Raw genomic sequence first — 12942 nt, 5'->3', positions numbered from 1 at the left:
CGATGCGCGCACGCTTCCTCGCTTCCCTTGCTGCGCTGGTCTTCGGCGCGACCACCGTCGCGGCGGTCGCCGCACCGCCGCCGCAGCCGCAGCCCGCGAAGGTGACGGAGCCTGCCGCGGCGCAGCCGGAGAAGGTGCTGCGCTACGCCTTCCTCGTCGCCGAGACGGGCTTCGATCCGGCGCAGCTGAGCGACCTGTACTCGCGCATCGTCACGGCCCACATCTTCGAGTCGCTCTACAACTACGACTACCTCGCGCGGCCGTTCAAGCTCAAGCCGAACACGGCGGCCGAGATGCCGCAGGTGTCCGAGGACTTCCGCACCTGGACCATCAAGATCCGTCCGGGCATCTACTTCGCCGACGACCCGGCGTTCAAGGGCAGGCGACGCGAGCTGACGGCGGAGGACTATGTCTACAGCCTCAAGCGCTTCTACGACCCGGCGACCAAGGGACCGCTGTATTCGAGCTTCAAGCAGGAGGGCATCCTCGGCCTGGAGGAACTGCGCGTCGCGTCGCTGGAGACGAAGAAGCCCTTCGACTACGACAAACCGGTCGAGGGCGTGCGCGCGCTGGACCGCTATACGCTGCAGTTCAAGCTGGCGGGGCCGCGGCCGCGCTTCATCTACAACCTGGCCGGCGGCGACACCTACGGCGCGGTGGCGCGCGAAGTCATCGAGGCCTACGCCGGCAAGACGATGGAGCATCCGGTCGGCACGGGGCCGTTCATGCTGGAGCGCTGGCGGCGCGGGTCGCTGATCCGGCTGGTGAAGAACCCCGGCTTCCGCGAGGTCTTCTACGACGCGCAGCCGGCGCCGGGCGACACCGAAGGCGAGGCGCTGGCGGCCCGCTTCAAGGGCCGCAAGCTGCCAATGGTGGACGCGGTGGAGATCAGCATCATCGAAGCCGGACAGCCGCGCTGGCTGTCGTATCTGAACCGCGAGTTCGACCTGCTGTATCAGCTGCCGGAGGAGTACGCGGACGTCGCGATCCCGCACGGCAAGCTGGCGCCCAACCTCGACAAGCAGGGGATGAAGCTGTACCGCGTGCTGGCGAGCGACCGCACGATGTACTACTTCAACATGGAGGACCCGACGGTCGGCGGCTACACGGCGGACAAGGTCGCGCTGCGCCGCGCGATCGGGCTGGCCACGGACGTGCCGACGGAGATCATCACCACGCGGCACTACCAGGCCGTGCCGGCGCAGTCCGTCATCGCGCCGGGGACCTGGGGGTACGAGGACGACTACAAGAGCGAGAACAGCGATTACGACCTGGCTCGCGCCAAGGCGCTGCTCGACACCTACGGCTATGTCGACAAGGACGGCGACGGCTGGCGCGACAAGCCCGACGGCAGCCCGCTGGTACTGGAGGTGGCGTCGACGCCGGATTCGCGTTCCAAGCCCTATGACGAGCTGTGGCAGCGCGACATGAACAAGCTGGGCATCCGGATGCGCATCCGCATGGCGCAGTGGCCGGAGAACCTGAAGTCGGCGCGCGCGGGGCAGTTGATGATCTGGCAGCTGGGCTTCAACAACTCGACGCCGGACGCGCAGCTGGGGCTGGAGCTGCTGTACGGGCCGGCGGCCGGCGGGCAGAACCTGGGACGTTTCAAGCTGGAGAGCTACGACGACCTCTACCGCCGCATGATGGTGTTGCCCGACGGCCCCGAGCGCGCGGCCTTGCTGCGCGAAGCGCAGAAGGTGCTCACCGCCTACATGCCGCAGAAGTTCCGCGTGCACCGCATCGTCACCGACATCGCGCAGCCGTGGCTGGCGGGATACCGGCGACCTCTCTTCAACCAGATCTTCTGGCCCTACGTCGACATCGAGACGGAGAAGCTGCCGAAGCGCTGAGACCTCCTTGCTCCCTCTCCCGCACCGCGGGAGTGGGCGGGGGGAGGGCCAGCGGCCGCCGCAGTACGGTGCTCCGAGCCCTCTCGATCGGGCCGGTCACACGCGTGACGGCGAGCCCGAGGGAACTCGGCTACCGTCAGGACTCGACAAGGAGTCCCGCATGCCCCCGACGCCGCAGATCGATCACTACCGCCGTTTCCTGCACGAGCAGCGAGGCCTGGTCTTCGACGACTACGCGTCGCTGTGGGGTTGGTCGGTGACGGAGCTGGACGCGTTCTGGCGCAGCATCTGGGATCACTTCGACCTGCGCTCGGAGACGCCCTTCGACGCGGCGCTCTGCGAGGAACGCATGCCCGGCGCGGTGTGGTTCCGCGGCGCGACCTTGAACATCGCGGCGCAGGCCCTGCGTCATGTCGACGCGGCCGAAGCCGCCGGCCATCCCGCAATCGTCCACGCGAACGAGGCGATGCTCGCGCGCGGCGAACTCGGCGAGATGCGCTGGCCCGAGCTGCGGCGGCAGGTCGGCGCGCTCGCGGCCTCGATGCACGATCTCGGCGTTCGACGCGGCGATCGCGTCGCCGCCTACCTGCCCAACGTGCCGGCGACGTCCGTGGCCTTCCTCGCGGTCGCGAGCCTGGGCGCGGTGTGGTCGGTGTGCTCGCCGGACATGGGGCCGGTGGCGGTGCTGGACCGCTTCCGCCAGATCGAACCGAAGTTGCTGATCGCCGCCGACGGCGTGCGTTATGCAGGGCAGGACATCGACCGCATGGCGATGCTCGGGCAATTGCTCGACGAACTCCCGACCGTGACCGACGTGGTGCTGCTCGGCAACCTCGATCCCCGGGCCGACCCTTCGCCGCTGGCCCGACCGACCGCTGCCGCGGCGGGTGCCGAGCCTGCAGAGCGCGCGGCGACGACGAATCGCGGCGCCCATCGCTGGGACACGCTGATTGCCAACACGCGGCCCCACGCGCCGGAAGCGGTGCCCTTCGACCATCCGCTATGGATCGTCTATTCCAGCGGCACCACGGGTCTGCCCAAACCCATCGTGCACGGGCATGGCGGCGTGCTGCTGGAGATGCTGAAGGGATCCATCCACAACAACGTCGGCGCGACGGCGGAGACGGGCGACCGCTTCCACTGGTACAGCTCGACGGGCTGGATCATGTGGAACTGCCAGGTCGGCGCGCTCATGGGCGGCACGACGATCTGCCTGTTCGACGGGAGCCCGGCCGGGCCGAAGGACGCGCCGGACTGGAGCACCTTGTGGCGCTTCGTCGCGCTGTCGGGCGCGACCTTCTTCGGCGCGGGCGCCGCGTTCTACGCGAGCTGCCTGAAGGCCGGCGTCGAGCCGCTGAAGCACGGCGACCTCAGCCGTCTGCGCGCGATCGGCAGCACGGGCAGTCCGCTGGCGGACGAGAGCTATGACTGGATCTGGGCGAACTGCCCGAAGCCCGACGGCCGTCCGATCTGGATCTGCATCATCAGCGGCGGCACGGACTTCGCCGGGGCCTTCCTCACGGGCTTGATCACTGAGCCGCTGGTGCGCGGCCAGATGCAGGTGCGCAGCCTGGGCGCGGCGGTGCACGCGTTCTCGGAGTTGGAGGCGGACGGCCAGGGGCGGGCGCTGATCGACGAAGTGGGCGAGCTCGTCTGCACGCGACCGATGCCGTCGATGCCGCTGTACTTCTGGGGCGACCGGGACCACGAGCGCTACCTGTCGAGCTACTTCGACATGTACCGCGGCCCCAACGGCGAAGGCATCTGGCGCCACGGCGACTGGCTGCGCATCACGCCGTCGGGCGGCGGGATCATCTACGGGCGCTCGGACGCGACGATCAACCGCCATGGAATCCGGATGGGCACGTCGGAGCTGTACCGCGCGGTGGAGACGCATCCCGAGGTGCTGGACAGCCTGGTCGTTGACCTGGAGTACCTCGGCCGACCGAGTTGTCTGCTGCTGTTCGTGCAGCTCCGGGACCGCCTGTCGTTGGACGAGGCGCTGCAGCTTCGCTTGAAGACCTCGATCAAGAAGGCGCTGTCGGCGCGGCATGTGCCGGACGAGATCCACCAGGTCGAGGCGATCCCGCGCACGCTGTCGGGCAAGAAGATGGAGCTGCCGATCAAGAAGCTGCTGCTCGGCGCCGCGGCGGAGCAGGTGATGAAGCGCGACGCGATGGCGAATGCGGATGCGGTGGCGTGGTATCAGCGGTTTGCGGACAGCCGGGAATGATCTCCGGTCCGCGGCAACTGGCCTTCCCGATCGATACATCGGTGGTACGAAGCGTAGTAAGCGCGGCTGATGGCTGAGCGACGTTTGACTTCTATCGGGCTGGAATCGTGAAGACCTGGATCCGACCTGCCGATAAGCGCCGCTACAGTCGATCTCCTCCCACCTCGACGTAGACCACCCGTGACCCTGAAACGCACCTTGATCGTCCTGGCCATGCTGTCGCTGCTCAGCGGCTGCGTGTCGGGCTACAGCGGGCTCCACCACAAGCGACTGGGCATGATCGAGATCCCGTTGACCTTCGCGTTCATGGCGGTGGTCTACGCCTGGTATCGGCGCGACTCCATCCAGCGCCGCTTCTTCGGCGGCACGATGATGGGCGGTGGGGTGCTGGCCGCCATGCTGCTGGTGATGCCGATCTACCTGTACTGCAGCCGGCCGGAAGGCGAACGCGTGCGGCCGATCATGACCTTCCTGGGTCTGATGCTGCTGTCCATGGTGCTCTCAACGATCGGTGCGCTCCCTTTCATGCAATGACGCCCGGGGGGTGATCCTGGGACGTGTCGAAACGGGCGGGCTTCGATCGTCGTGAGGGAGGAGGGACGTTTGCCCTTCGCCTTCCACATTCCACCGGGAGAAATGCATGACGACACGAGCGAATGACACGGCCGTCGGCCAGCTGGTGCTGGCGATGCTGGGTGCGTACCAGGCCGCCGCCGCGGCCAAGGATGTGGACGCACTGCTGGCGCTGTACGCGCCGGACGCGCAGATCTATGACTGCTGGGACCAATGGTCCTATGACGGCGAGGCGCAATGGCGCGGCGCGGTTGAGCGATGGTTCAAGATGGCAGGCGAGGGCGCGAACCGCGTAGTGTTCGACGATCCCCACGTGCACGCCAGCGGCGACATGGCCGCCCTGCACGCCTTCGTTCGTTATGAACTCGTGGTCCATGGCGAAACGAAGTTCACGATGGACAACCGCATCAGCTGGACGTTGCTGCGCCGAGACGGCGTCTGGAAGATCGTCCATGAGCACACGTCGACGCCGTTGGCCGGTGAGGACATGAAGGGGGTGATCAACCGGTCCGCGTAGGTTTCTCCCGCGTCTGAACGCTGCGCTTCAGCGTTACATGACGCCTTCGCGACGCTCCCGCGACGCGCCCCCGCTTCCAGGGACGAAGGCCCCGAGGGCAAGTTCCAGGCCCGTCGATGACACCGACCGTTCACCGGTCTGTCACCCCGGCCTCTGAACATCCGCCGCGTCCTCCCGCAACCGCGCACTCAAGACCTGACCCTCCGTCGGATCGACTCGCGGCTGCGGCGCTTCCCGTCCGCCCGACCTCCCTGGAGTCCTCATGCGCAAGCCCTTCGCCCGCTCACTGTCCGCCGTCCTCTCCCGCGGTATCCCCCGCGTCGGCCTGCCGCTGGTGCTGGCCATCGCCGCGCCGTTCGCGTCCGCCACCGTCGTCACCTTCGACGACCTGACCGACGACGGCCTCGTGCCCGCCAACTACGCCGGCCTCGACTGGTCCGCCAGCGCCTGGTTCCAGTACGCCGGCGAGCAGGCCCCGTACACGCCGCATTCCGGCGACCGCCGCGCCACGCTCGGCTTCGACGGCGGCAGCTCGACCAGCGCCATCGGTTTCCTCACGCCCAGCACCTTCCAGGGCGCGTGGTTCTCCGGCTTCGACGGCGTCAACGTCGCCGTCGACCTGTACTTCGGCGGCGCGCTCGTCGCGTCGGCCTCCCTGCTCAACCTCAGCGACAGCCCCGCGTTCCTGGGCAGCGGCTACGCCGGCCTCGTCGACCGCCTCGTGTTCCGCAGCAACGATCCGGCCTTCTTCGTCATGGACGACCTGACCTTCGCCGCCGCCGTGCCGGAACCCGCCTCGGGCGCGCTCGCCCTCGGCGGCCTGGCCGTCGCCGCGCTGGTGTTCCGCCGCCGCAAGTCCTCGCAGCACGCGCGCGCCGCCGTCAACGCCACCGCCACCGCCTGAGGAGCCCGACATGACGCAGCAGCAACCGCCCCGCCGCCAGTTCCTCCGCGCCGTCGCCGGCGCCGCCGGCGCCACCGCCGCGATGACCAGCTTCCCGCCGGCCATCGCCCGCGCGCTGTCCATCAAGGCGGCCGTGCGCACCGGCACGATCCAGGATGTCGAGCACATCGTCGTCCTGACGCAGGAGAACCGTTCCTTCGATCACTACTTCGGCACGATGAACGGCGTGCGCGGCTTCGGCGATCCGTTCCCGGCGCCGGTGGCGGACTCCGCCAACGTGAAGGGCCGCTCGGTCTGGGTCCAGCCCACCGTCAACAATGCCGCGCCCGGCGCGATCGCGCCCTTCCACCTGAACACCGCGCAGAACTTCGCCTTCATGCGCGTCAGCGGCACGCCGCATTCGTGGACCGACGCGCAGGCCGCCTGGGACCACGGCCGGATGAACAACTGGCCCAAGGCCAAGCAGAACCACTCGATGGGGCACTTCAAGGAGCAGGAGCTGCCCTTCCAGTTCGCCCTGGCCAACGCGTTCACGCTGTGCGACGCGTACCACTGCGCGACGCAGACGGGCACCAACACCAACCGCCTGTTCATCTGGACCGGCACCAACGATCCGCTGCGTCTGGGCAACGGACCGTCCACGGACAACAGCCACGACTGGTTCAACCCGAACCCGCTCGACGACTACACCTGGACCACCTATCCGGAACGCCTGCAGTCGGCCGGCATCAGCTGGCAGGTCTACCAGAACATGGACGACAACTTCACCGACAACTCGCTGGCCGGGTTCAAGGTGTTCCGCGACGGTTGGTACAACCGCCCCGGCTTCTCGCAGGTGCTGAAAGATCGCGGCATCTCGACGCGCGACCTGGACCTGCTGCGCGAGGACGTGCTCAACAACCGGCTGCCGCAGGTGTCGTGGATCGTCGCGACGGCGGAAGGCTCCGAGCATCCGGGACCGTCCAGCCCCGCGCAAGGCGCCGACTACACCGCCAAGGTGCTGGACGCGCTGACCGCCAACCCCGATGTCTGGGCCAAGACCGTGCTGTTCATCAACTTCGACGAGAACGACGGCTTCTTCGACCACGTGCCCCCGCCGGCCGCGCCCTCGTACGTGACCTGGAACGCGAACCCGGCGCAGGCGGTCCTCGCCGGCGCGTCGACCGTCGACACGACGGGCGAGTACTGCGAAATCCTCAACGGCGCGTCGGCCACCTACCTGCACCGTCCCTACGGCATGGGTCCGCGCGTGCCGCTGTACATCGTGTCGCCCTGGAGCAAGGGCGGCTGGGTGAACTCGCAGACCTCGGACCACACGTCGGTGCTGCGATTCATCGAAGCGCGCTTCGGCGTGAAGGAGACCAACATCGGCGCCTGGCGTCGCGCGGTGGCAGGCGACCTGACCTCGTGCTTCAACTTCGCCGATCCGGAAGACAGCGAGTTCTTCTCGAAGCTGCCCGACACCGTCGCGCTGGCCAACCGGGCGCGTGCACTGCCGAGCACGACGACGCCGCCCATCCCCGGCGCGTTGCAGTTGCCGTCGCAGGCTGCCGGCGTCCGTCCCGCCCGCGCGCTGCCCTATGACTTGCAGGTCACCTGCGCGGTCACTCCTGGCGCAGGCCCGAACGCGACGGCGATCGCCGTCACCTTCCAGAACGTTGGGAGCGCCGCGGCGGTGTTCCACGTCTACGACCGCACGCGCCTGGGTGAGATCCCACGCCGCTACACGGTCGAAGCCGGCAAGCAGCTCACCGGCAGCTTCATGCCCCAGAGCGCGGGCGCGTATGACCTCTGGGTGCTCGGTCCCAACGGTTTCCATCGTCACCTCGCCGGCAATGCGCGGCGCGCTGCGGCCGCGGGTCAGCCCAACCCGGACGTCATCGCCAAGTCCGCGCCGGTCACCGGCGAGCTGGTGCTGACGCTGGTCAACACCGGGCCGGTCGCGGCGGCCTTCAGCATCGCGCACAACCGCTACCAGGGCACCACGCCGCGCACGGTGAACGTGCCGGCGCGCAGCCGCAGCGAAGTGCGCATCGGTGTCGCCGTCGCGGCGCATTGGTACGACGTGTCGGTGCGCGTGAGCGGCCAGACCGACTTCCTGCGTCGCTTCGCCGGACACATCGAGACCGGCGCGCCGTCGGTCAGCGATCCGGCGATGGAAGGGGTGGCGAAGGCGGATCAGTACCGCGTGGCGGGCGCGTGAAGGCACGCTGAGCTGGGCGCACGCTTGGGCCGTCTCCCGCTTGCGGGAGACGGCGGGGTGAGGGCCAGCAGCCGTCGCGGGACGTCTGGCGGGCGCGATGCTTGCCCAAGCCGGGCCTCCCCATGACATCACGGAGGTCCTCATGTCCGTCATGCGTCATCGTCCACAACGACAAACGCGTTCCGTTTTCCGATCCACCGTGGCCGCTCTTGCGGCCGCTGCCGCCTTCTGCGGTGCAGCTGGCGGCGCGTTCGCGCAGACCGGCGGCGTCCCGCAGGATGCCGCCGGCTTCTCCGAGTACGTCGCCGCGCAGCTGCGTCAGCAACTGGGCGAAGCCACCGTGGTCGTCCGCGAGCCGCTCACGCTCGGCGTGGCGGACCAGCGCACGCGGATCGACAAGCTCTATGCAGGCTGCCAGACCAACCGCGGCAACTGCGCGGACGACGTGAACGCCTTCGTGAAGACGACGGCGCAGCAGTTCCGCGCCGCCACGATCCCTGCCACGCGCGAGTCGCTGCGACTCGCGGTGCGCACCGCCGCTTCCGTGCAGCAGGCGCAGCGGGACGTCGGCGGCGACGCGAACACCTTCCGTCCGCGGCCCTTCATCGGCCCGCTGGTGACGGTGCCGGTCTTCGACACGATGCGCGCGTCGCGGCTGATCAGCGAGAAGGACTACAAGACGCTGAACCTGTCGGTCGACCAGGTGCGCGAGACCGCGCGCAAGAACACCTACGACGCGATGCCGCAGGTGCTGCAGCATGCGAAGCCGGTCGCGGCGGGCGAAGTGGGCAAGCTCGACGGCGCCGTGCCGCAACCGAGCCGGTTGATCTTCATCGACGACTGGAAGCCGCTCGCCGACGCCCAGAAGGGCAAGCTGATCGTCGCCGCGCCGGCCAACGACACGGTGCTCTACGTCAGCGACGACGACGCGACCACGCTCGACGCGCTGCGCGCGCAGGTACGCGATCTCATGGGCAAGACCGCCAATCCGTTGACGGACGTGCTGCTGCGCTGGTCGCCGTCGGGCTGGGTGCCGGTGCAGTGACCTCGCGTCAGTGAACGAGGCTCAGCGTCCGCCGTTCATGGCGGACGCTGCCGGCGTGCCGCGGAACAGCCGCCGCGCCAGATGCCAGCCCGCGCGCTGCGCCGCGAGCCACAACCCCATCGCCAGATAGAGCGAGCCGATCATGATCGCGGCGCGCGGCAACGGCGCGACGCCGTTCAAGACGCGTCCGACGGTGAGCGCGAGCGTGATCGCGCCCACCGTCGAACGCATGCCGGCCAGGCTGGACAACCAGGCCATCAGCGTCGGCAGTCCGACGGTCAGCAGCACGGCGATGGCTTGCCATCCGCCCGCGGGCCGCGTGGGCTGCACGCGGAAGGTCGGGTTGGGCACGTAGAGACGCAGGCGGTACACCGAAACGCTGGCGGAAATCCATGCTGCCTGCAGTCCTGCGACGACGGGCATCATCGTCGGCACCGCCCACACGAAGAAGCCCCACAGTGCCACGGCGGTCGTGATCATGGCCGGCGTTCCCTTCAGGCCGAGCAGCAGGCCGATCGCGAGGAACACCAGGCTCAGCCCTGCCATGGCGTCGCCGTAGACGGGCGCGAGCTGCAGGGCGAGACCCGCGACCGCGAAGCTCGCGGCGCCTACCCAGGGCGACAGCCGCTCCCAGCGTTCCGACTTGAGCTTCCCGGCCAGCCAGGCGGGCACGGCCTCGCGCAGGAAATCGAGGGCCTGGCCGACATAGCCCATGACCACGCAGAAGATGACCACCGAGAACATGGCGGAGAAGCCGTGTTCGATCCCTTCGTTCACGCTGCCCGCCAGTACGCCGCTGAGCAGGCCGGCCAGCAGCGCGATCACCACCAGCGCCGCGTTGCGCGTCTTCACGCCCAGCTTCTGCACGGCGCCCAGCTCCGCCTCGTCGAGACCCAGCCGGCGCAGCAGCTGCCAACCCGCCCACTGCAGATGCAAGGGCAGCGTGTGCCCCATCAGGAGGGCGCCGATGAAGGCCTTGAACCTGTTTCCCTCGCTCGCCGAACTGGAGAGCTGGGCGACGCGGACCGTCGGCGCGAACTCCTCGAGCGTCGCCGGATCGGTGATGGGCGGCGGGTGGCGCTCCAGCACGGCCGCGAGCGCGGCCATGCGTTCGTCGCCGAGCAGGCGCTCGATGCGGAAGTCGCGCGACCAGTTGAAATGCTCGCGCAGCAGATCGATGAGATGCGGGGGCAGGTGGTCTTCGAGCTGCACCACGAGGTCTGCGAATCTCGCCGAGGCTTCGAGCTGCCGTTCCAGCGGCAGGTCGCCGAGATGGCGGCGCAGTGCCGGCATGGCGGCTTCCAGCTTCGCCGGACCTTGCTTGAGCAGGTGGATGAGCTCGTGGCAGAGGTCCTCGGGCGACGGTCCCGCGGCCTCCAGGAAGACGGGCTGAGCGGGCTGAGCGGGCTGAGCGGGCTGAGCGGGCTGAGCGGGCTGAGCGGGCTGCGGGGGGTGAGGGTGGAAGGCGGGCGCAGGCGCCGCCGCGGGCGGGAACGGCGCCGTGGCGGGCCATTCGGAGTCGATCACCGCCTCGATCTGTTCCGCCATGGGCGATGCCGCGACGACCGCCGGCTCGTCGACCACGGCGGCCGCTTCCGTCACCACCGCTTCCGTCACCGCTTCCGTCGCGGCCTCTTCCGCCGCGGCCTGCGCCGCGATCAGCTCCTGCCGGCGGGCGTGCGCGACGAGGCGGTCATAGGCCTCCCGCAGTGCCTGGTAGGCCTGGGCGTCGTCATCGGGTCGGGTCTTGCGCAGCGTCTTCGCATAGGCGCGCTTGATCTCGCCCAGGTCGCTGCTGGGCCCGGCCAGTCCCACCGTGGCGCAATCGCGGTGCCAGTCCTCGTGCCATGCCTCCATCGTCGCGCTCCGGGATCAGAAGCGGAAACCGCCGTCGATGCTGTCCAGCGCCTCGCGCATCTGCTGGCGGGCGTGGCGGATCGCGCGCGGATCCTGCGTGTCCAGCGCCTGCTCGAACTCGCCGAGCCAGGATTGGATGGCGACGCGCTGCTCGCCGAGCCGGTCCTCGTAGAGGCGCTTCGCGCGCTCGACCAGGTAGCGGTTCTCCTCCTCGTCGCGCGGATGGCGCTTGAGCGCGCGCAGCTGCTGCAGCGCCTCGGCGATCTGCGACTCGCTCATCTCGGTGGCGGTGTTGCGGATCAGCGTGCTGACGGTGCGTCCGCCCTTCACGTCGCGCACGTCCACGTCCAGCAGGCCGTTGGCGTCGTAGGTGAAGCGCACCTCGATCGCGGACTCGCCCGCCGGCGCGGGCGTCAGCGGGATCGACAGCTTGCCCAGGTGCAGGTTGTCGCTGCCGACGGGCGACTCGCCCTGGCGGATGTCCAGCTCCACTTCCTTCTGGCCGTCGTGCATGCTGTAGAAGCGATCCATCCGCGACACCGGCACCGGCGTGTTGCGCTCGATGATCGGACTGAAGCGGTCGCCCACGGTCTGGTTGCCGACACGCTGCGCGGTGATCACGCCCAGCGAGAACGGCATCACGTCCGTCAGCACCACCTCGTCCAGCGCCGCGTCGCGCGCCTTCAGGCCGGCCTGCACGGCGGCGCCCTGGGCGATCGCCTGGTCGGGATCGATGGTGCGCAGCGGCAGACGCTGGAACAGCCGCGTGATCATCTGGCGGACCATCGGCATGCGCGTCGCGCCGCCGACCAGGACCACCTCGTTCAGCGCGGCGGGCGAGAGCTGCGCGTCCTGCAGCGCGCGCTCGATCGGGCGGCGCAGGCGCTGCAGCAGCTCGGCGGTGGCGGACTCGAAATCGGCCCGCGTGATCTCCAGTTCGGCGCGTCGTCCGTCCAGCATCAGGCCCATGACGGCGCTGTCGCGCTCGCTGAGGTCGCGCTTGGCCTGCTCGGCGGCGCGCCACCACAGCGCGGGATCCTTCTGCAGCCGCTCGCGCTCGGCGAGCGACAGCGCGCCGCAGCGCTCGATGAACAGCTTGCCCACGGCGTGCGCGAAGTCCTCGCCGCCCAGCCGCGTGTCGCCGGCGCTGGCGCGCACCTCGACGACGCCGTCGAAGTACTCCAGCACCGACACGTCGAAGGTGCCGCCGCCCAGGTCGAAGACCAGGAAGGTGCTGTTGTCGGGACGGTCCTGCAGGCCGTAGGCCAGGCCGGCGGCGGTGGGCTCGTTGAGCAGCCGCTCGACCTTGAGTCCGGCGAGCTCGCCCGCGGCGCGCGTGGCGCGTCGCTGAGCCTCGTTGAAGTAGGCCGGGACGGTGATGACGGCCTCGGTGACCGGTTCGCCCAGGAAGGCTTCGGCATCGGCCTTCAAGGACTGGAGCACCAGCGCGGACAGCTCCTCGGCGCGCAGGTTCCGGTCGCCGAGCCGCACCGTGCGGTCGGTGCCCATCATCCGCTTGAAGGCCTGTGCGGTGCGGACCGGATCGGTGGCGGCGCGTTCGCGGGCGGCCAGGCCGGTGATCAGCTTGCCGGCGTCGTCGATGGCCACCGCCGACGGCGTGGCGAAGTCGCCCAGCGCGTTGGGGATCAGCTGGGGGCGGCCGTCGCGGAAGACGGCGATGAGGCTGTTGGTCGTGCCGAGGTCGATGCCGACGATCATGGGATTCGGAGGGGTCGGGTGTTGCGCCGCGGCGAGGA

9 protein-coding genes are annotated in these 12942 nt (G+C 69.3%); 7 read left to right on the top strand and 2 right to left on the bottom strand.

The genetic code is table 11. The annotated features are described in order from the left end of the window. The first annotated feature begins 2 nt into the window (after nt 1-2). From PV762_RS20895 to PV762_RS20865, 7 genes are all read left to right on the top strand, one after another. Complete coding sequence (locus PV762_RS20895) at nt 3-1853, top strand: ABC transporter substrate-binding protein (protein WP_421036925.1); 1851 nt, start codon at nt 3-5, stop codon at nt 1851-1853. 160 nt (nt 1854-2013) lie between these two features. Continuing rightward, a complete protein-coding gene (locus PV762_RS20890) occupies nt 2014-4086 on the top strand; it encodes an acetoacetate--CoA ligase (protein WP_421036924.1) in 2073 nt (690 codons plus the stop codon). Nucleotides 4087-4266: 180 nt separating this feature from the next. After that, a complete protein-coding gene (locus tag PV762_RS20885) occupies nt 4267-4620 on the top strand; it encodes a hypothetical protein (protein ID WP_421036923.1) in 354 nt (117 codons plus the stop codon). 106 nt (nt 4621-4726) lie between these two features. After that, nucleotides 4727-5176, top strand: coding sequence for a YybH family protein (locus PV762_RS20880; RefSeq protein ID WP_421036922.1), 450 nt, complete (start codon nt 4727-4729; stop codon nt 5174-5176). Between the two features lie 262 nt (nt 5177-5438). Continuing rightward, complete coding sequence (locus PV762_RS20875; RefSeq protein WP_421036921.1) at nt 5439-6080, top strand: PEP-CTERM sorting domain-containing protein; 642 nt, start codon at nt 5439-5441, stop codon at nt 6078-6080. A 10-nt stretch (nt 6081-6090) separates the two neighbouring features. Further along, nucleotides 6091-8283, top strand: a complete 2193-nt coding sequence (locus tag PV762_RS20870) for a phosphocholine-specific phospholipase C (RefSeq protein WP_421036920.1) — start codon at nt 6091-6093, stop codon at nt 8281-8283. A gap of 199 nt (nt 8284-8482) precedes the next feature. After that, on the top strand, nt 8483-9328 hold the full coding sequence (locus tag PV762_RS20865) for a hypothetical protein (RefSeq protein WP_421036919.1): 846 nt from the start codon (nt 8483-8485) through the stop codon (nt 9326-9328). Nucleotides 9329-9349: 21 nt separating this feature from the next. On the opposite strand, the gene PV762_RS20860 is transcribed toward PV762_RS20865, so the two are convergent. Together PV762_RS20860 and PV762_RS20855 are read right to left on the bottom strand one after the other, a co-directional pair. Beyond that, nucleotides 9350-11185, bottom strand: a complete 1836-nt coding sequence (locus tag PV762_RS20860) for a hypothetical protein (protein WP_421036918.1) — start codon at nt 11183-11185, stop codon at nt 9350-9352. 15 nt (nt 11186-11200) lie between these two features. Further along, nucleotides 11201-12904 carry an Hsp70 family protein gene (locus PV762_RS20855; RefSeq protein ID WP_421036917.1) on the bottom strand — a complete coding sequence of 568 codons (1704 nt, stop codon included), beginning with the start codon at nt 12902-12904 and terminating at the stop codon, nt 11201-11203. Between the last annotated feature and the right edge of the window lie 38 nt (nt 12905-12942).

It is taken from the genome of Mitsuaria sp. CC2 (assembly GCF_048957715.1).
In the GTDB taxonomy this organism is placed as follows: domain Bacteria; phylum Pseudomonadota; class Gammaproteobacteria; order Burkholderiales; family Burkholderiaceae_C; genus Roseateles.
Note: the sequence above shows the minus strand (reverse complement) of the source record. Positions and strands in the feature narration are given on the sequence as shown.